The sequence below is a fragment of the Flavobacterium sp. DSR3-2 genome, assembly GCF_049896525.1.
Classification (GTDB): Bacteria; Bacteroidota; Bacteroidia; order Flavobacteriales; family Flavobacteriaceae; genus Flavobacterium.
Genome location: NZ_JAFCUM010000002.1, coordinates 342,030 through 361,072 on the forward strand (window position 1 = coordinate 342,030; position 19,043 = coordinate 361,072).

A 19,043-nucleotide genomic window follows, 5' to 3' on the forward strand; every position below is an offset into this window, starting at 1 on the left:
AGTAGATTTTTATAAATCGACTTCAATTCTTATTAGGATAACATGATGAATGTAAGAAATTTTTTAATCGCTATTATCTCTATTACGGGAAGTTTTGCGTCATTTGCGCAATCTAATTTGCTTAATGCAAAAACTCCGGACCAAATAGGACTTAAAACCACTGCGCAACTTGACTCAGATAATGATAAACCATTAGCTTACGGTTATGTGCATGATAGAGATGTCTTAATGGGCAAGACTACTTGGGAGATTATTGATTTGAGCGAAAAAATTAATTTTGCTTTGTATTTTCCAATTGACACTGCAAATATTGGTTCTGGAAGAAGGTCATTATATGATGTCTTGACCAAGGCAATGAAAAATGGTGAAATCACTGAAGTGTATACAGATAGTTATTTTAATACTAAAAAATCGTTGCAAGACATACAGGGGTCATTAACGCGAATAGATACTACTGATGCAGGAAGAGAGCAAATTAACGCTGGAAATCAAATCTCTGATGAGTACATTTTAAGACAAGATTTATCTGCTCAAGATGTTTCTCAGTATAAAATAAAAGGGTACTGGTATTTTGATAAACGTCAGAGTGAACTTAAATACCGTTTATTGGGAATTTGTCCTGTAACTCCTGATGTTTATTCAATGAACAGCGAGGAGAAAGATTATATAGAGTTATTTTGGATATTTTTCCCTGCTGCAAGAGAAGTTTTGCATGATGCGAAAGCTTTTAACGACAAAAATTCAGCGATGCCTGTTTCTTTTGATCAAATCTTAAATTCAAGACGTTTCAATAGTGTTATCTATAAAGAAGAAAATGTTTATGGAGATAGAAATATCGATGAATACATGAAAGATAATGCGCAAAACCAATTGTTGGAATCAGAAAGAGTAAAAGACAAGATTCGAAATTTCGAATCAGATATGTGGAATTATTAAAATCTTTTTCGTAAATATATTAATCAACTCTTACCGTAATGGTAAGAGTTTTTTGTTTTAAAATGCTTTCTTTGTATTTAGTTTTAAATGAATTTTTAGATGATTGATTATTTAATTATTGGTTCTGGTTTAGCAGGTATTTCATTTGCAGAGGTTGCTTTGCGCAATGACAAATCTATTTTTGTTTTGGATAATAATTCGCAAAATTCATCGAAAATCGCTGGTGGATTGTATAATCCAGTAATTCTTAAACGTTTTAGTGAAGTGTGGAATGCGCAAGAGCAATTAATAATGATGAATGATTTCTATTCTTTATTGGAAGAGAAACTTAAATGTAAAATAGATTTTAAAAAGCCCATTTTAAGAAAATTTTTTTCAATTGAAGAACAGAATAATTGGTTTGCTGCTTCGGATAAAGTTGGACTTGCTCCATTTTTATCAACTAAACTGATTTCTAAAAAATATGTAGGCATTGATTCTCCGAATGGTTACGGCGAAGTATTGCAAACAGGTTATGTGGACACAGCTTTATTGTTATATAAATATAGAGAATATTTAAATCGAAATAATCTGTTTTTAGAAGAAGCATTTGATTACAACGAGCTCAAAAGAGAGTCAGATGGTATTCGCTATAAAAATATTCAAGCGAAACATATCATTTTTGCTGAAGGTTTTGGAATGCATGCAAATCCTTATTTTAATCATTTGCCTTTAGATGGTACTAAAGGAGAACTTTTTATTATAAAAGCACCTAATCTTGATTTAGATGTAATTGTAAATACTAGTGTCTTTATTTTGCCTCTTGGTAATGATTTATTTAAAGTTGGCGCTACTTATCATTGGAAAGACAAAACTGACTTGCCTACGGAAGAAGGAAAAACGGAATTAGTAGAAAGAATAAAAGAAATTATTACGTGTGATTTTGAGATCGTGGAGCATTTTGCAGGTGTTCGTCCAACGGTAAAAGACAGAAGACCATTAGTGGGAACGCATAAAGATCATAATTCGATTCATATACTGAATGGTTTGGGAACTAGAGGGGTAATGCTCGGTCCGTCAATGGCGAAAGCATTATTTGACCACTTAGAAAACCAAACTCTTTTAGACCCAGTAATTGATGTTAAACGATTTAAAACAAAAGAAAAGAAATAAGATTACTTAAGTTTTGCGTTTGGGTCATACGAAACAAACATATTGATGTAAATGTTTCTGGACAAACGTAAAACAAAAGGGAAAGATAGTATCAAGGATGCTATGATTACGATAAAAGCCACTTTAAGATTGGTATCAAAAAGTACAAACGAGATTATAAAAGCGGCAATACCTATGGCCACATTTAATCCGTAACTAACGTACATGGCACCATAAAAAAAAGAGGGTTCGATTTGATAACGTAAACCACAATGACCGCAATTTTCATGCATTTTTAATATTTTATTGAAATGTAGAGGATTTTTGTCTAAATACATACCCTCATTCTGACATTTAGGACAAGTTCCTGTTAAAATGCTATATAATTTGGATCCTTTTTTTAACATTTGCAAAAAATTTAATTTTTCCTTTTTTGATGCCGAAAATTCGGTACACAAATTTACACATTTGTAAAGGAATAAAATCACAATACATGCTTAATATACACAATTTATCCGTTTCATTTGGTGGTTCTTATTTATTTGAAGAAGTCACTTTTAGATTGGGTGCCGGGGACAGAGTGGGTCTTGTAGGGAAAAATGGAGCCGGAAAATCGACTATGCTTAAAATGTTGGCGAGAGATTTTGCCCCTGATTCTGGTGTTATTTCTCAGGAGAAAGATATTCGAATGGGATTCTTACGTCAGGATATTGATTTTGAACAAGGAAGAACAGTTTTGGAGGAAGCTTACGAAGCTTTTACGGAGATAAAAATTGTTGAAAAAAAGCTTGATGAAATCAATCATCTTTTAGTAACGCGTACGGATTACGAAAGTGACGAATATAGCCAAATAATAGAAGATTTATCCGAGTTTACACATCGTTTTGAATTATTAGGCGGTTATAATTATGTGGGTGACACGGAAAAAATCCTTCTTGGATTGGGTTTCAAAAGAGAAGTTTTCGATAATCAAACGGAGACTTTCTCCGGAGGTTGGAGAATGCGTATTGAATTAGCCAAATTATTATTGCAGGCCAATGACGTTTTGCTGCTGGATGAGCCAACGAATCACTTGGATATTGAAAGTATTATCTGGTTAGAAAGTTTTCTTCGTAATTATCCGGGAGTTGTGGTAATTGTTTCACATGATAAAATGTTTTTGGATAATGTGACTAATAGAACTATCGAAATTTCACTTGGTAAAGCCTATGATTTCAACAAGCCATATTCCCAATATTTAGAATTACGTCATGAAATTCGCGAAAAGCAATTGGCAACGCAAAAAAATCAAGCAAAAAAAATTGAAGAAACGGAGAAATTAATTGAAAAATTCCGTGCCAAAGCTTCCAAAGCTTCGATGGCACAGTCGTTAATAAAAAAATTAGATAAAGTTGAACGTATCGAAGTTGACGAAGATGATAACTCAGTGATGAATATTTCTTTTCCAGTTTCGAAAGAACCGGGTAGAGTGGTGATTGAAGCTGAGAATGTAACTAAAAGCTACGGTGATACTACGATTTTGAAAGATATCAATCTGTTAGTGGAGCGTGGAAGTAAGATTGCTTTCGTTGGACAAAACGGACAAGGAAAATCAACTTTTATTAAAGCTATTGTTGACGAATTTGAATACCAAGGAAATATTAAATTGGGTCACAATGTACAACTGGGTTATTTTGCGCAAAATCAGGCAGAATATCTGGATGGTGAAATTACATTGTTGCAAACCATGGAGGATGCCGCAGCGGACACAAACCGAATGAAAGTTCGTGATATGCTGGGTTCTTTCTTGTTTAGAGGCGATGATGTGGAGAAAAAGGTAAAAGTCCTTAGTGGAGGCGAAAGAAACCGTTTAGCGTTGTGTAAATTATTGTTGCAACCGATTAATGTTCTGTTGATGGATGAACCTACGAATCACCTGGATATTAAATCTAAGAATGTTTTGAAAGCCGCACTTCAAAAATTTGGGGGAACTTTATTGTTGGTTTCTCACGACAGGGACTTCTTGCAGGGGATGTCAAATTTGGTGTATGAATTTAAAGACCAAAAAATAAAAGAATATTTAGGCGACATCAACTATTTCTTAGAGCAGCGTAATATGGAGAATATGCGTGAAGTCGAGAAAAAAGATGCTGAAAAAGCAGCTGCACCAAAAGAAAGTAACAAAGCTTCTTACGAAGATCAAAAGAAAGGGAAAGCTTTACAAAACAAATTGAGTAAAGTAGAAAGTCAAATTAAACAATTAGAAAAGGATATTCAACAAGATGATAAAATGCTGGCATCTAATTACGATAAGCACATTGAAGATGCGAAGTTTTTCACTGCTTACAACAAGAAAAAATCAGAGTTAGACAAACTGCTCTTAGATTGGGAAGTTGTTCAGGAAGAAATAGAAAATGTATAAAAAAGAGAGTTCCATTTTGGAACTCTTTTTTTATACAATAATTCCAATAGATTTGGAGTGCGCGATTGCTTCACTGCTATTTTTGAAGTAACAAATTGAAACGTTTAAGGTTTCTAAATTTTTCATCACATTTATTACTTTTTCTTTTTGCGTTGAACCAGTCTGTCGGATATATACGGCTTTTACGGTAACTGGAAAAATTTTGCAAATGGCTTCGTATAAATAAGGATCATGTTGTGAATCATCGCCAAGAAGCACATATTCTAGATTGGGGTAAAACTCCAATATGTGTTTTATTTTATCAAATTTATGATTGTGATTTCCGCTGCCGGTGAAGAAAAAGTCAGTGAGACTCGTTTTAATGTCCTTCAAAAGTAACACCGCTTTAGGCAGTTCGTGAAGTTCGGTGAATTTTGTGATGAAACGGTATAAATTCCACTCGCTGCTGGAAACATAGAAAAAAGCATTAAACTCTTCCTTTTTTTCTCTTCCAGCAGTACTCAAAGCCTGATAATGGGTAACAACATCATCATATATTTTTCTCTTATTTACGTTTTTAAATAATAAAACATATAATTTTTTCAATGGATTCAGTGTGTGAGATACTAAAAAAGTATCATCAATATCAGAGATAATTCCGAGATTTCCTTTATGTGGCCGAATGTAACTGTCTTTTGTAGTGATGGTTCCATTTTTATAGACAATGCTTACTTCATAATCGATCCAGCCGTAATTTTTGTCTTGGTCTAATGGAACGCAAAATTTAAAATAGCCATCCACAAGTGTTTTGGTATGAATTTTGGAATTGTTGTGTTTTAAATAAACATCGGCGTTAGCCTGCGTTTTTATTTGAAACATTTTAATAACAGAAGTAGCATTTTTTAGATTCTTTTTTTGAAAATTATATTCTTCTACCGATGTTGGTTTGAAAACATGGCCCATGACAATTAATTCTTGCTCATTCGCGTAGCCTCGGTATAATTTTAAAATTGGTTTCATATATTGTATTACTTTTGATAAAAGTTCAATTTATAGGTTTTTAATCAATAAAAGAAGAAAAAGTTTGAAAAAGAATATCATGTTAGTTGTAAATCCTATCTCTGGCGCTGTCGATAAGTCAGAACTAATTGATGCTGCTACTGTTTTTGCTGACAAAGAAAATTTAAATCTTGTAATTTACAATACTTCAGGAATTTCAGATAGTGAAAACATAAAGGTGCTTTATGATACCTACATTCCAAAACGAATTATTGTGGCCGGTGGTGACGGAACCATAAAAATGGTTGCTGAAGCTATGGAAACACACGATGTTATTATTGGTATTTTGCCAGCTGGTTCTGCTAACGGTTTAGCGGTAGATTTGAATTTACCATCGACCATTGAAGAAAACCTAGAAATCGCTTTTCACAATGATTATATGGAAATCGATATGATTTCTATCAATGGAAAAAAAAGCATTCATTTAAGTGATTTGGGTGTAAATGCAGAAATGATAAAGAACTATGAAAGCGGAAGTATTCGAGGTAAATGGGGATATGCTTTGCAAACATTGTCTACTTTGATTGATTTAGACGATCCGTTTGTGGCAACAATTACCGGTAATTTTCCAACGATAGAATGTGAGGCAAGAATGATAGTTATAGCGAATTCTCAAAAATACGGCACCGGAGTTTCCATAAACCCGAATGGAATTATGGACGACGGAAAGTTTGAATTGGTTATTCTGAAAAATATGGATTTATTAGTACTAGGTAAAATTATCACTGGAAATATGCCCGTAGATAACAATGATGTTGAAATTATTTCTACTGATAAAGCATTTGTTACTACCAATATTCCGGTTAGTTTTCAAATTGACGGTGAATATTGTGGAACAGAAACAAAGTTGAATATAGAAATTTTACCCAAACAAATGAAAGTTGCAATTCCCAATCCAATAACTGAAATTATTTAAACGGATTGCGTTCTTGCCAGACAGTTTCAGGTTCTAAATATTTAAATATTTTAGGAAGATATACATTTACAATCTTAGAACTATGATGCATCAATCCGAACATTTTTAACGGTTTAGCACCAACAGAACTTTTAATTTCCAAAGCGGTTCTGGCAAAGATAATTTCGTTGAAATTTTTATTGATGGAGTAGGCAATCATGTCGTACAGCATGTTGAGATACAGCATTTTTTCACGCTGAATACTTTCGTCGTAACCCAGAAAATAAGTGTCCATGACTTCTCCGTTTTTTATTAAAGTATTAAATCCGATGAGTTTTTCGTCGATAAAATAGCCGTAAAATAGAAATTTTTCTTTAAAAGTTTCTTTAAAAACCCTAAAATGATTCTTTGGTAAAAAGAAAGTGTTAAAAGGTGCATTTTTGGCTACGTGAAAATACAACTCATAAATAGTATCTTCAAGAGCAATAATATCTTCCAAATGCAATTTTCTTTTCTCAATTAATGCTGCTTTTTTTCGGGCTCTTTTATATTGATCTCTGTATTTTTTTGAAAGTGATTCTATATAATCTTGTTCAGATTGCCAGTTTTTATTAATCGAGAAAACCATGTTAGGTTGTGTCGAAAATAGATAATCATTTTGGAATTCAGGAATGTCAAAATTTTTGATTTCTTCCTTGTCGAAATCTTTATACGTGGTAATGTGAATCTTTATGCCTTTGGATTTAAAGATTTTTTTTAATTCCGATGTTGCTGCATGCAAGGTTTGCATTGCGTCCTTGTGATGAATGGCATTGGACAAGGCAAATGAATTTTGGCCAGTTAGCATATTGTTGCCAATAACAAGTACGTTGGACGCAAAGTTTCCGAAAATAATATTTCGTACAGCGGTTTTAATGCATTTGTCGCGCTCCCCAAAAGATTCCAGTGCATTCAAATCCAAAAATTGCGAAAGTGCAATACCTACCAAAATCTCATTGTCGAAAATTCCTATGAAGTGACAAGTCATATTTTCAGGGGAAGATTTTTCTAAAACTTGTAAGTATTTTTTAGATAAAAAAATTGTCGAAACAGCTAAATCATCCCAAATTTCAGGAAGTTGAGCAGTTGAGTTATAAATTTTGAAGGAATAAGCTGTATTCAAATTGTGTAGAAATATTTTTCCAAAATTAGTTAATAAAGTTAAAGAATTATAGATTGTCTCTAAATTACTTAACTATATAAAAATAAAAAAATAAATTATGAAAACTTATTCAGAGAAATCTATTCAAACCGATTTGAAAGTGCTAAAAGAATGAAAATTTATCAAGAATTGAATAGAGAAAAACTTTAAATTCTTAGATTTTACGCAAGTTATTGGTTTTCGTTCAAGTACGATTAATAGCTGAAAAGAGCAATCGCCACCCGGAATTATTCAATGTATACAACAAAGTTACGAGTCGCCTTACTACACATGATGCTGGAGGTGTAACTGATATGGACATTGATTTGACAAAAACAATTGAAAAAATTCAATAAAAATAAATTTCGATTAGCTTATTGATAGTCGAAATTTATTTTAAATCAAAACAAATGTTTACTTCCAGGCACATATAATTCCACCCATAATTGTAAAGCATAGTATCCAAAATCCACCGGTTACAAAAGTGTATTTGAAACTTCTTTTTTCGTATAAAGCATTTGTTCCAATAATTGGCAAAGCAAAAAAGAGCCCGCTCATAAATCCGTGTAAAGCTCCATGTTTGAAGGTTCTAAATGCGGTTCCATAATCGGTCATAAATGCGGAGAAGGATGGTTTGGCAATACTGGGATCTCCTCCAACCATTCCTAGAGCACCAAATTGATGTATTGTTAGCATTTGAAGTGAAAAGCTAATAAAAAAAGCGTAAAGTAATGAGGTGCCAAATAGTAAAAGCATATTTCCTTCCTTCAGATTTTCTGCTGTAAGGCTTGATTCTTTCATCCAAATAGTTCCAAAAACTTTTGGGTGGTACCAAAAAAATCCGATTACGAGTGTCGATAAAGCCGCAACAAATAGTGCTAAGAAATTGATTTCCATAAATTTGGTTTTGTGGTTATTAAAACAAATTTAATAAATTATAAATTAACATCAAAAAAATCAAAATTGTAAGTTATTACAGTATATAAAAAACAAAACAATGTATTTTGTCGATTATATTTGCGGATTAACTATAATAAAAGTAGCTTAGATCTGTAAAAATTTAAAATATCTTAATTATGAAAAAAACAGCTACTTTATTATTCATCCTTTTGTTTTCCATTTCGATGTTTGCCAATGTATCTCAATCAGAAAAAGATGCGTTAATTAAATTGTACCAATCGACAAATGGCAAGGAGTGGACTGTAAAATGGGATTTATCTTCCCCTGTTTCGACTTGGTACGGAGTGAAAGTACTGGATGAAAAAGTAATTTCAGTTCGTTTAGCTGATAATAATTTAGTGGGTGACATTCCCGCTGAAATTATGAACTTGGTGAGTCTTCAAGAATTGGATTTACACAAAAATCAAATTTCAGGAAATATTCCTTCGGCTATCGGGAAACTAAAAGAAATGAAAGTGTTGAATCTTTCTTTCAATAAATTATCAGGAATAATTCCATCTTCAGTTTGTGAAATGAGTAATTTAAAAGAATTAGAGTTGTATATGAATGCGCTATCAGGAGAATTACCAATGCAAATTGGAGCCTTGAAACAGTTAGAAGTGTTATCATTGTTTAATAACGAGATTGTGGGAGAAATTCCAAATTCGCTATATGACATCAAAACAATAAAAACATTACTTCTTAATAGCAATAAACTTGTGGGAGAATTAAGTCGCGATGTAGAAAATATGACTTCTCTTGAAAACCTTAGTTTGTTTGATAATAATATGATTGGACAGGTTCCAATGGAATTGGAAAAATTAGACAATCTAAGAGAGATGAATATTTCTTACAACAGATTTAATGGTCTTGTGTCTAAAGATTTAGCCGTTTTGGACACCTTGAATATGACCATGTTAAATGAGCAGGGAGTTACCGTATTATTAGATGTGACAACCGGCAGAAATTCAGCAATTGCTTCAGAGGATTAATTTTCAAAAAACAACAGATACGTACTTTTAACAAAATAGAATTTAGTTGATTTTTGGTTATGTTAATTTTAATAAACGTAGTTGGTAAAAAACCTGTGAGACTTGTTTCACAGGTTTTTTTTATCAAATGAATTGAGAACTTTATTTTATACTTTTTTGCATTAATTCATTGGCTATAAGAACGTTTTTAAACGTGTTGGCTATTTAAAATTTTTAGCTGAATTTGAAAAGTTATCCAATTTAATATATACCATTTTTTTGTTGTTTGAATAAATTTTAAATCTGTCGACACATTTTCATTATTAATGTTTCTAAAGGTTAATTTCTTCAAATTAATTGTTCGAAACTTAATTGAAGTGTAAATAAGTTTCTTGATCTAATCCATTTTAATTTTCTCTTTTTGAAGTTCTAAAAGTGGCGTTCCAGAAAATAATTGAAAATGAAAAATTGCATAGATAGTTGAAGTTGTAAAAGCGAGAATATAAATCAGGAGGCTATTTCTTACGCTAGTTTTTTCCAAAAGGACTCTGAGAAGAGGTGAAGATCATATTTATATTTCCGAGAGGTGTTATTGATACTGTTTTGGCTTTTAAATGTAATACGTTTTCTTACGTTACTTAAATCTAAAAGATTTTACAAATTCTAAACAACAAATTTATCAAAGGTTTTATAACAAAAAAAGCTCCAGATTTCTCTGAAGCTTTTTAGTAGCGGGAACAGGACTCGAACCTGTGACCTTCGGGTTATGAGCCCGACGAGCTGCCTACTGCTCTATCCCGCGATGTGCGTTTGTAATTTCAATAAAATCCTTAGTAGCGGGAACAGGACTCGAACCTGTGACCTTCGGGTTATGAGCCCGACGAGCTGCCTACTGCTCTATCCCGCGTTGTTTCGGGTGCAAATGTACAACGAATTTCCGTATATCCAATAAAAATTTTTAAAAATGTTTTATTTCATCTATTAACTTGATATGTCTACCTTTGCACAATAAATTATTATAGAAATGTCACATAAAGCAGGTTTTGTAAACATCATAGGAAATCCAAATGTTGGGAAATCAACATTAATGAATGCCTTTGTTGGAGAAAGATTATCAATTATTACTTCAAAAGCACAAACAACACGTCATAGAATTCTAGGAATTGTAAACGGGGAAGATTTTCAATTGATCTTATCGGATACGCCGGGAATCATAAAACCAGCCTACGAAATGCAGGCGTCCATGATGAATTTCGTAAAGTCAGCTTTTGAAGATGCTGACATCTTGATTTATATGGTGGAAATTGGAGAACAGGAATTGAAAGACGAAGCATTTTTTAATAAAATTATTCATGCTACAATCCCAGTTCTACTTCTATTAAACAAAATAGATAATTCTAATCAGGAACAACTCGAAGAGCAGGTGGCTTTCTGGACTGCGAAAGTTCCTAATGCAGAAATTTTCCCAATATCAGCTTTACAGAATTTTAATGTACCGGAAGTTTTTGGACGAATCATTGAATTATTACCAGAATCGCCTGCATATTATCCAAAAGATCAATTGACAGACAAACCGGAACGTTTCTTTGTCAATGAAACCATCCGCGAGAAAATATTGTTAAATTACAGCAAAGAAATCCCGTACGCAGTAGAGATTGTAACCGAAGAGTTTTTTGAAGATGAAAACATCATTAGAATCCGTTCTTTGATTATGGTCGAGCGCGATACTCAAAAAGGAATCGTCATCGGACACAAAGGTGCTGCTTTGAAAAAAGTAGGTATGGAAGCCCGAGCTGATTTAGAAAAATTCTTTGGCAAACAAATTCATATTGAGTTGTATGTGAAAGTGAATAAAAACTGGAGAAGTAACGTGAATATGTTAAAACGATTTGGTTATAACCAGTAATTTTTCTGGTTCGTTTTTTTCAAAAATCAATATTGGAATTCAATTTCTGATATTGATTTTTTTTTAGCCCAGATAGCAGCGGCATCCTTTTGTGCAGTCCCGAAACTTCGGGACAGTACAAAAGATATAGCGGAGAGCTGGAATTGCTCCAAATAAAAACTAAGATTCTATAATTTCCATAAATAAGTTTTCCAGATCATTCATTTGGTTGTGGCCGTTACTACGGATCTGTTTGGCTACAATGTATAGTAAAAACCAGGCAAAAACCATTAATCCCATTACTACTAAATCGAATGTTACGGGGTTTTTCAGGATATAATCAGAATAAGCAATTCCCGAAAAAATCAAAAAGATTCCCGCAATAATAAAATGGAAGAACATAAAAAGTGTCCATAAGGTTGGATCAGGGCCAAATAATGCTCTGATATGAGTCTCGTTTTGGTCTTTTGATTCCATTTCTAAATGCAAATGGGGAGACCAATACGCTTTTTTGGGGCCTTTGATGTTTAACCAAATGTGATAACCCCGAATTTTAACGAAGTAATCCTGAGACTTGATTCGGGTATAATTGGCAAATTTAACTCGCAAGGCATCGATGTTTTGCGGAACATCTTTGTAAAACCGTAAGCGAAGTCTGAGCTCATTATTAGTATCCATAATAGTAAACTTGTAAGTATTAAAAAGATAAGGGTTTGCTAATATATCAAAAAAATTGATATTCATGGTTATAAACACTACCTTTGCAAAATATTTGAATTTATATTATGAATAATATTGTTGCGATAGTAGGAAGACCTAATGTGGGGAAATCAACCCTTTTTAATAGGCTGATACAAAGAAGAGAAGCTATTGTAGATTCAGTATCGGGGGTTACCCGTGATAGAAATTATGGTAAAAGCGAGTGGAACGGAAAAGAGTTTTCTGTAATTGATACCGGCGGATACGTGCGTGGTTCTGATGATGTTTTTGAAGGAGAGATCCGCAAACAAGTGGAATTAGCTATTGATGAGGCTGATGTTATCATTTTTGTGGTTGATGTTGAAGAAGGGATTACCCCAATGGATGATGCCGTTGCGAGATTGTTGCGTAAAGTGACGAAACCGGTTTTACTTGCTGTAAATAAGGTGGATAATGCGATGCGTGAGAAAGATGCAATTGAATTTTACAATCTTGGTTTAGGCGAATATTACACGTTTGCCAGTATTTCTGGAAGCGGAACAGGAGATTTATTGGATGCATTGATTGATGCTTTTCCTATAAAACCAGAGCCAACACAGGAAGAAGTGGTATTGCCTCGTTTTGCAGTTGTAGGTCGTCCCAATGCTGGAAAATCAAGCTTTATCAATGCGTTAATTGGCAAAGACCGATATATTGTTACTGATATTGCGGGAACTACCCGTGATTCTATTGATACTAAATTTGACCGTTTTGGTTTCGAATTCAACTTAGTTGACACTGCAGGAATTCGTCGTAAAGCGAAAGTAAAAGAAGATTTAGAGTTTTACTCGGTAATGCGTTCGGTTCGTGCAATTGAACACGCTGATATTTGTATTTTGATTATTGATGCCACCCGTGGATTTGAAGGCCAAGATCAAAGTATTTTTTGGTTGGCTGAGAAAAACCGTAAAGGTGTTGTAATCTTGGTGAATAAATGGGATTTAGTAGAAAAAGAAACGATGTCAACTCGTGATTATGAAGCTAAAATTAGAGAAGAATTAATGCCGTTTACGGATGTGCCTATTCTTTTTGTTTCTGCTATAACGAAACAACGTTTGTTGAAAGCATTAGAAGCTACTGTAAAAGTTTTTGAAAACAGACAACAACGTATCGCTACGTCAAAATTCAATGAATTCATGTTGAAAGTGATTGAAGCTTATCCGCCGCCAGCAACAAAGGGTAAATATGTGAAAATTAAATATTGCATGCAGTTGCCAACTCCAACACCACAATTTGTGTTTTTTGCTAATATGCCACAATACGTAAAAGAACCTTACAAGCGTTATTTGGAAAATAAAATTAGAGAAAACTGGGACTTTTCAGGAGTGCCAATCGATATTTATATCAGAGAGAAATAGTCTTTATTTCCATAATTATATTAGAAAGTTTATTGAGTTTGTAAAAGCTTGATAAACTTTTTTTATTTTTAAGAAAAAATATGAACGCAATAAACGATAAAGTTGTTTGGATTACTGGCGCTTCCAGCGGAATAGGAGAGGCTTTAGCGTATGAATTAGCCACTAGAAATTGCAAACTGATTCTTTCGGCACGAAATGGAGAAGCTTTAGAAACTGTAAAATCTAAATGTATAAACGCTGAAGTAATCATTTTACCTTTTGATTTAGTTGATTTTGATAATGCTAAAAATCATGTAGAAAAAGCTGTTGCTGCCTTTGGAAAAGTGGATGTACTTATCAATAATGGTGGCGTTAGCCAGCGTTCCCTAATTGTAGAGACCGATTTTGAGGTCGATAAAAAATTAATCGAAGTTGATTATCTCGGTACGGTTGCGCTGACAAAAGCTTTATTACCTCATTTTATTAAAAACAAGACAGGACATTTTGTTACTGTAACTAGTTTGATGGGGAAATTCGGGTCGCCCTATCGTTCCGGATATTGTGGTGCAAAACATGCCTTACATGGTTTTTTTGATGTGTTAAGAATGGAACATCAAAAAGACTTTATCAATGTGACGCTTGTTTGTCCTGGATTTATTCAAACGAATGTGGCCAAAAACGCAATGACGGCAGACGGATCCAAACAGAATATAGACGATGCGGCAACTCAAAATGGAATGTCAACAAGCGTTTTTGCCAAAAAATTTGTGAAAGCCGTTGAGTCTAAAAAATTTGAAATTTATATTGGTGGTAAAGAAATTATGGGAATTTATCTGAAACGATTTTTCCCAAAATGGTTGCATTATTTTGTTTTAAAAAGCAAAGTGAGATAAATTTTAATAGTGGCTAATAAAAAATCCCGAGCAATCGGGATTTTTTGCGTTAAAATGGATTCGAATGATTAGCTTTCTTCTTTTTCTTCTTCCAAAGTCTCCATAGGATGATCACCGTACCAATCTTTGAATGTTTTTGTAGTTTTATAATCATCAGTAAGGACGGTATATACCATTAATAGTATTAGTGGAATACCAATGCAATATAGGGTCATTATTACCGGCAAAGCAACGTTAGTTTGACATAAACCGGCAAATACAAAAATATAAATGGTAGTGAACCAAACGAGTTTAATTGCAAAATTTTTCATGGTCATATCTTTTTACTAAAGTTACGCCATGAATTGCAAATATTACGTTAATATATTGACAATCAATATTTAAAGTAATACTGATTATTTCTTTCTTGTAATCTTACAATCGATTACGGATTGTCAATCCAATTTAACCCTTTTTTTGGATTTTTATTTTATGGTAAATACTAAATCGAATGATGTCTCTGTTGAAGTAGTTGACTCCTCCAACTCGTCTTTGGAAGCTATTGAAATAACCTAGTTCAAATGCTAAATTGGTATTCATGCCATAATGTATTGCGGCATAAATTCTATTTTGATCAAACGTATTTTTGATGATTTTTTCTCCAAAATTGAACATTATTTCATCGGATACTACTGCTTTTAATAATTGTTTTTCTTTTCTCCAAAAAGTATAATCACCTTGAAGTCGGTATCTAAATCTCCACGAAAATGCGCTGCCTGGCAACAACTCTTCCTTATTGGAATTGTGAATAAATCGCTCTTCTATTTGAAACCGTTGCATCAATGTTACTTGCCTCACGTTTATTTTCAACGTAATATCTTGTTGTCCTCGGTATTCAGGTATGTTAAAATCATTGTTTGTTTCTTGGACTTGTTTGTCAACAGAGAAATAAGCAAAGCCAACACCGGTCTCTAAATAATCATTGATTTTATAACGTCCTTGAACGCGAACTACATATAAATTCCTTTGTATTGGTTTTATAAAAAGCCGGTTGTCAAATTCAGAATGCAAAGACCATTTATTATTTAAGAGCAATTGATTGTAATAGCGCGACCAAACGATACTTTGATGATCTATATTTTTCCCCGTTTGTGCTTGACAAAGTACTGATACAAATAAAAAGAAAATGGTTCTAATGGTTTTCACGAAGTTTTATTTGAATTTTTGCAAATTTACATAAAGTCTACAAATCCTATAGGTTTTGTTACTTTTTTTAAGTATTTTAACAAGTTAAAATTATTAATTATGTTATAGAAAAAGTAAAAACAGCACTTTAAAACCTAAGTTTTAACAATGCTGTTTTAAATTAAATGTTTCTCGAAGTTATTGTGTTTACAATGAATAGCGAAGTGTAATTCCATAGGTTCTCTGATCGCCTAATACTCCTACATATTGTCCTGAATTTCCGCCGGCAGGTAATAGTTGTTCGTAATAATCTTTATCTAAAAGGTTACGTCCCCAGAATTGTACAGAAAAACCATCCGTTGCACGAAAACCCAAACGAGCATTGAATAGGGCATAACCCTGAACTATTAAATATTTTGAAGCAGATGGACTTGAAGAGAATTCAGAACGTGCGTAAGAATCAATTCCAAGGAATATTTTTCCCGTATTCCCAAAAAATCTTGCTTTGTTTGAAAATTCACCTCCTAAAGATCCTGCCCATTTTGAAGCACCTGGCAAAGCAGTTCCGGAAACATCTTTGAAGGATACTGCTGCTCCTGTTTCTTCCAACGGAAGAGGTGCATTTGTAAATTTAACATATTTACTATCTGTGTAGGTCGCTGCGCCATTAATGGTAAAATGTTTACTGATTACAAAACTGGCATCCAATTCTACTCCTTGTACCTTTACTTTATCTGCATTGGCAAGATATCCACGGTTTACACCTAATTCAGCTGCCTGCACATTAGTTTGAAAATCTTTGATATTGGTATTAAAAAAGGTTAAATTGAATATTGCGTTTTTAAACGGTGATGTTTTTATTCCAATTTCATAATGATTTACTTCTTCCGGTTTAATTACGGCAAGTTCAAGAATTGGCTGTCCAGCAAGAGTAGGTAATCCCGCTACGTTTACTCCAACGGGTTTGTAGCTTTTTGCATAAGTCGCATATGCGTTAATCTTGTCAGTGGCTTTAAAAGAAATGGTTACGTTTCCGGAAAGGTCAGTATTATCTGTGTTAGATGAAAATGACTGATCCGTATAAACTAATTTTTTCAAAGCAATCAAGGCTGGCTCATTCGTTTGAAGTCCTCCGTATGTTGTACGGCTGTAATCCGCATCTTTTTTATCAAAATTATAACGTAAACCGGGTAATATGTGTAAACGTTCTGTTATAGCCCAGTCCAACTGACCAAATACTGCCGCACTGGAAGCTCTAATGCGTGCATCCGTTTTGATGCCGTAACCTTCAAATAGATTTGGTGTTTTCCATAAATTACTGGTGGTACTTTGGGCAAATCTCCATTGCGCATTACCGGATTCTTCAGTACCATCTGTTTGTGATGTTTGGTCAATAAAAAAGACACCAACAACCCCACTTAATTTAGAGGTAAGATGACCTGCGTAACGTGCTTCTTGTGTTATTTGTGTCTGTACGGTTGGGTTTTGCGATTTTGTTAATACTTGTAATCCTGTAAAATCTCTATCGTTTGATGGATCCCAATTCCAAAAACGCCAAGCTGTCGTTGCCGTAAGTGTTCCGTTTCCAATTTTTGTATCTATGTTAAGAGATATACCCCCCATATCTTGCCCTGAACGCCATGGCGTATCGTGATCAATTTTACGATCAAACGCATTTAAACTTGGCAGTTTATAATTCAAATCAGCAATAATAGCATCAAATTGACGGTAAGCTGCTCTTTGTGTCGGTGCGATACCTGCAACTACCTGAGCATATCCGTCGGGACGTTGAGTCGTAAAATCTGTAGCTAAAATGATATTAGTTCTTTCAGAAGGCGTAAAAAGTAATTGTCCTCTAATTCCTTGATTGTTGAGGGTGTTGGTAGGTTTTCCTGTTGCAATGTTATCAATCAGACCATCACGTTGCGTACCAGAAAAAGAGATACGACCTGCAATTTTTTTACCTAATGCACCTGTTATCGATGCTTTGGCTTGGAGAAATGCGTAGTTTCCGTAGCTAATTTCAAATGTTGCACCTGAAGTAAAGCTTGGTTTACGAGTAGTGATGTTAAAAGCTCCCGAAGTTGTATTTTTACCAAACAATGATCCTTGCGGGCCCCGCAATACTTCAATTTGTTCTACATCGATAAAATCTAGAGTGGTTGCCGCTGGACGTGCATAATAAACGCCATCAACATAAAAGCCGACACCTGGATCGATTCCATCATTAGTAAGTCCAAAAGGAGAACCTAGGCTTCGGATGTTAATACCGGTGTTTCTGGGGTTTGACGAATATAATTGAACGGATGGAACAAGTTCTTTTATACGATTAACATTAAAAGCTCCAGATTGTTCTGCCTGTTTTCCTGTAATTACTGATATTGCGATTGGTACATCTTGTACTTTTTCTATTCGGCGCCTTGAGGAAACTACAACCTCGACCAAAGCATTTTCTTCATCAAGCGTTATTTGTAATGAAGATATTGGTAAAGAAATAATTTCTACTTCTGCAGTTTTGTATCCTACATATTGAACCAAAAGAGTTACAGGGAGTTTTCCTTTGGTGTCTATTATAAATTTCCCGTAAGAATCTGAAGTAGTGTTAGAGTTAGTTCCTTTTATAATAACATTTGCAGCTTCTAATGGAATGTTTTGGTTTGTAGTAATGACACCTTCAATGTTTTGTGCAAATGAAATTGAGAAAGTTAAAAAGGATAGTATTGTAAGTATATTTTTTACGGAATTTTTCATTTATATAAAGTATATGTAATTAGTAGAATTTAAATTAAATTTTTTTTACTAACACATACACATCATTTGAGAACTCTTTTCTTCAATTACAATTAGTTGATTTTTTCGGGATTGCTTATTCAAAAAAGCAAGCTGACTTTGATGCGTTTTCATACTCTTAAATTTGGATTGTTAACGGTGTATTAAATTTGATGCAAATATATAATTAATTCTATAAAACTAGTAGGGTTTATAAATATTTTTTTTATTATCTTACTAACGAAGCTATGGTAATGCCTTCCATCGCCTTTAGCGTTTCTTCTCTAATAGTAATTAATCCGTGTCTTAACAGGCATTTAGATTCATCGACACAATCTGAACAACGTTCATAAAAATTTAATGAGGCACAAGGGAGTAAAGCAATTGCACCATCAAAAAGTCTGTGAATATCGGCTAAAGTAATATCGTTTTTAGATTTTAAAAGATAATAACCACCACATTTTCCTTGTTTACTTCCAACAAAATGACCACGTTTAAGATCCAACAGAATTTGTTCCAAAAACTTTTTAGGGATTGAGGCTGACTCAGCAATTTCGAAAGTTTTAGAAACATGGGTTTCTTCCTGTTGCGCTAAATATAAAAGTGCTTTTAGCGCGTATTTGGCTTTGTGTGAAAGCATTTTATATAATTGATTTAATTTTTAATGGATTTTAAATAGTACAAATATTTAAAAATAAAAATTATTTGCAATCTAAAAAATCCTTTAATTTTTTGATTTTTATTATTTGTTTTATCAAAAAGGAAC

18 protein-coding genes and 2 tRNA genes are annotated in these 19,043 nt (G+C 33.4%); 9 read left to right on the top strand and 11 right to left on the bottom strand.

From position 1 onward, the window contains the following. The first annotated feature begins 45 nt into the window (after positions 1–45). On the top strand, positions 46–936 hold the full coding sequence (gene gldN / locus ACP7AV_RS05045; protein WP_426064230.1) for a gliding motility protein GldN: 891 nt from the start codon (positions 46–48) through the stop codon (positions 934–936). Positions 937–1,035: 99 nt separating this feature from the next. Next, the gene (locus tag ACP7AV_RS05050; RefSeq protein WP_426091011.1) at positions 1,036–2,088 is read left to right on the top strand and encodes an NAD(P)/FAD-dependent oxidoreductase; all 1,053 of its coding nucleotides are present in this window, start codon (positions 1,036–1,038) and stop codon (positions 2,086–2,088) included. Between the two features lie 2 nt (positions 2,089–2,090). Here the strand turns inward: ACP7AV_RS05050 and ACP7AV_RS05055 are convergent, their stop codons facing one another. Continuing rightward, complete coding sequence (locus ACP7AV_RS05055) at positions 2,091–2,474, bottom strand: DUF983 domain-containing protein (protein ID WP_426091012.1); 384 nt, start codon at positions 2,472–2,474, stop codon at positions 2,091–2,093. Positions 2,475–2,560: 86 nt separating this feature from the next. Here ACP7AV_RS05055 and ACP7AV_RS05060 point away from each other — a divergent pair, with 86 nt between their 5' ends. Beyond that, positions 2,561–4,468: an ATP-binding cassette domain-containing protein gene (locus ACP7AV_RS05060; RefSeq protein WP_426091013.1), complete on the top strand. Its 1,908-nt coding sequence runs from the start codon at positions 2,561–2,563 to the stop codon at positions 4,466–4,468. Positions 4,469–4,498: 30 nt separating this feature from the next. Here the strand turns inward: ACP7AV_RS05060 and ACP7AV_RS05065 are convergent, their stop codons facing one another. Further along, entirely contained in the window at positions 4,499–5,467 is a 969-nt protein-coding gene (locus ACP7AV_RS05065) for an App1 family protein (protein ID WP_426064139.1), read from the bottom strand. Positions 5,468–5,531: 64 nt separating this feature from the next. On the opposite strand from ACP7AV_RS05065, the gene ACP7AV_RS05070 reads away from it, so the two are divergent. Beyond that, positions 5,532–6,422 (top strand): diacylglycerol/lipid kinase family protein, encoded by an 891-nt coding sequence (locus ACP7AV_RS05070; RefSeq protein ID WP_426064138.1) that lies wholly within the window; start codon positions 5,532–5,534, stop codon positions 6,420–6,422. Here the strand turns inward: ACP7AV_RS05070 and ACP7AV_RS05075 are convergent. Then, a complete protein-coding gene (locus ACP7AV_RS05075) occupies positions 6,415–7,563 on the bottom strand; it encodes an 8-amino-7-oxononanoate synthase (RefSeq protein WP_426091014.1) in 1,149 nt (382 codons plus the stop codon). The two genes, ACP7AV_RS05070 and ACP7AV_RS05075, sit on opposite strands and share 8 nt — an antisense overlap. A gap of 212 nt (positions 7,564–7,775) precedes the next feature. Between ACP7AV_RS05075 and ACP7AV_RS05080 the strand changes: the two genes are divergently transcribed. Next, the gene (locus tag ACP7AV_RS05080; RefSeq protein ID WP_426091015.1) at positions 7,776–7,937 is read left to right on the top strand and encodes a 4a-hydroxytetrahydrobiopterin dehydratase; all 162 of its coding nucleotides are present in this window, start codon (positions 7,776–7,778) and stop codon (positions 7,935–7,937) included. Between the two features lie 58 nt (positions 7,938–7,995). Here ACP7AV_RS05080 and ACP7AV_RS05085 read toward each other — a convergent pair whose 3' ends face one another. Then, positions 7,996–8,478, bottom strand: coding sequence for a DUF1761 domain-containing protein (locus ACP7AV_RS05085; protein WP_426091016.1), 483 nt, complete (start codon positions 8,476–8,478; stop codon positions 7,996–7,998). A 179-nt stretch (positions 8,479–8,657) separates the two neighbouring features. Between ACP7AV_RS05085 and ACP7AV_RS05090 the strand changes: the two genes are divergently transcribed. Then, positions 8,658–9,512, top strand: coding sequence for a leucine-rich repeat domain-containing protein (locus ACP7AV_RS05090; protein ID WP_426091017.1), 855 nt, complete (start codon positions 8,658–8,660; stop codon positions 9,510–9,512). 708 nt (positions 9,513–10,220) lie between these two features. Here ACP7AV_RS05090 and ACP7AV_RS05095 read toward each other — a convergent pair. Together ACP7AV_RS05095 and ACP7AV_RS05100 are read right to left on the bottom strand one after the other, a co-directional pair. Next, positions 10,221–10,293 (bottom strand) — tRNA-Met (locus tag ACP7AV_RS05095). 32 nt (positions 10,294–10,325) lie between these two features. After that, positions 10,326–10,398 (bottom strand) — tRNA-Met (locus tag ACP7AV_RS05100). A 117-nt stretch (positions 10,399–10,515) separates the two neighbouring features. Between ACP7AV_RS05100 and era the strand changes: the two genes are divergently transcribed. Beyond that, positions 10,516–11,397: a GTPase Era gene (gene era / locus ACP7AV_RS05105; protein WP_426064133.1), complete on the top strand. Its 882-nt coding sequence runs from the start codon at positions 10,516–10,518 to the stop codon at positions 11,395–11,397. Positions 11,398–11,556: 159 nt separating this feature from the next. Here era and ACP7AV_RS05110 read toward each other — a convergent pair whose 3' ends face one another. Beyond that, positions 11,557–12,054 (bottom strand): hypothetical protein, encoded by a 498-nt coding sequence (locus ACP7AV_RS05110; protein ID WP_426091018.1) that lies wholly within the window; start codon positions 12,052–12,054, stop codon positions 11,557–11,559. 107 nt (positions 12,055–12,161) lie between these two features. On the opposite strand from ACP7AV_RS05110, the gene der reads away from it, so the two are divergent. Further along, positions 12,162–13,472: a ribosome biogenesis GTPase Der gene (gene der, locus ACP7AV_RS05115; protein WP_426064131.1), complete on the top strand. Its 1,311-nt coding sequence runs from the start codon at positions 12,162–12,164 to the stop codon at positions 13,470–13,472. An 80-nt stretch (positions 13,473–13,552) separates the two neighbouring features. Then, a complete protein-coding gene (locus ACP7AV_RS05120) occupies positions 13,553–14,344 on the top strand; it encodes an SDR family oxidoreductase (protein ID WP_426091019.1) in 792 nt (263 codons plus the stop codon). A 68-nt stretch (positions 14,345–14,412) separates the two neighbouring features. Here ACP7AV_RS05120 and ACP7AV_RS05125 read toward each other — a convergent pair whose 3' ends face one another. The 4 genes from ACP7AV_RS05125 to ACP7AV_RS05140 all read right to left on the bottom strand — a co-directional run bounded on the left by ACP7AV_RS05125 (position 14,413) and on the right by ACP7AV_RS05140 (position 18,917). After that, positions 14,413–14,655 (bottom strand): hypothetical protein, encoded by a 243-nt coding sequence (locus ACP7AV_RS05125; protein WP_426091020.1) that lies wholly within the window; start codon positions 14,653–14,655, stop codon positions 14,413–14,415. 133 nt (positions 14,656–14,788) lie between these two features. Further along, positions 14,789–15,529: a DUF2490 domain-containing protein gene (locus ACP7AV_RS05130; protein ID WP_426091021.1), complete on the bottom strand. Its 741-nt coding sequence runs from the start codon at positions 15,527–15,529 to the stop codon at positions 14,789–14,791. Between the two features lie 186 nt (positions 15,530–15,715). Further along, the gene (locus tag ACP7AV_RS05135; protein ID WP_426091022.1) at positions 15,716–18,259 is read right to left on the bottom strand and encodes a TonB-dependent receptor; all 2,544 of its coding nucleotides are present in this window, start codon (positions 18,257–18,259) and stop codon (positions 15,716–15,718) included. Between the two features lie 247 nt (positions 18,260–18,506). Beyond that, positions 18,507–18,917, bottom strand: coding sequence for an RrF2 family transcriptional regulator (locus tag ACP7AV_RS05140; RefSeq protein ID WP_426064126.1), 411 nt, complete (start codon positions 18,915–18,917; stop codon positions 18,507–18,509). Positions 18,918–19,043 lie beyond the last annotated feature (126 nt).

Coding starts and splice junctions, on each gene's coding strand:
- ACP7AV_RS05065 (WP_426064139.1), bottom strand. CDS start 5,467: ATGAAACCAATTTTAAAATTATACCGAGGCTACGCGAATGAGCAAGAA.
- ACP7AV_RS05050 (WP_426091011.1), top strand. CDS start 1,036: ATGATTGATTATTTAATTATTGGTTCTGGTTTAGCAGGTATTTCATTT.
- ACP7AV_RS05085 (WP_426091016.1), bottom strand. CDS start 8,478: ATGGAAATCAATTTCTTAGCACTATTTGTTGCGGCTTTATCGACACTC.
- ACP7AV_RS05120 (WP_426091019.1), top strand. CDS start 13,553: ATGAACGCAATAAACGATAAAGTTGTTTGGATTACTGGCGCTTCCAGC.
- der (WP_426064131.1), top strand. CDS start 12,162: ATGAATAATATTGTTGCGATAGTAGGAAGACCTAATGTGGGGAAATCA.
- ACP7AV_RS05110 (WP_426091018.1), bottom strand. CDS start 12,054: ATGGATACTAATAATGAGCTCAGACTTCGCTTACGGTTTTACAAAGAT.
- era (WP_426064133.1), top strand. CDS start 10,516: ATGTCACATAAAGCAGGTTTTGTAAACATCATAGGAAATCCAAATGTT.
- ACP7AV_RS05090 (WP_426091017.1), top strand. CDS start 8,658: ATGAAAAAAACAGCTACTTTATTATTCATCCTTTTGTTTTCCATTTCG.
- ACP7AV_RS05135 (WP_426091022.1), bottom strand. CDS start 18,259: ATGAAAAATTCCGTAAAAAATATACTTACAATACTATCCTTTTTAACT.
- ACP7AV_RS05125 (WP_426091020.1), bottom strand. CDS start 14,655: ATGAAAAATTTTGCAATTAAACTCGTTTGGTTCACTACCATTTATATT.
- ACP7AV_RS05055 (WP_426091012.1), bottom strand. CDS start 2,474: ATGTTAAAAAAAGGATCCAAATTATATAGCATTTTAACAGGAACTTGT.
- gldN (WP_426064230.1), top strand. CDS start 46: ATGAATGTAAGAAATTTTTTAATCGCTATTATCTCTATTACGGGAAGT.
- ACP7AV_RS05140 (WP_426064126.1), bottom strand. CDS start 18,917: ATGCTTTCACACAAAGCCAAATACGCGCTAAAAGCACTTTTATATTTA.
- ACP7AV_RS05060 (WP_426091013.1), top strand. CDS start 2,561: ATGCTTAATATACACAATTTATCCGTTTCATTTGGTGGTTCTTATTTA.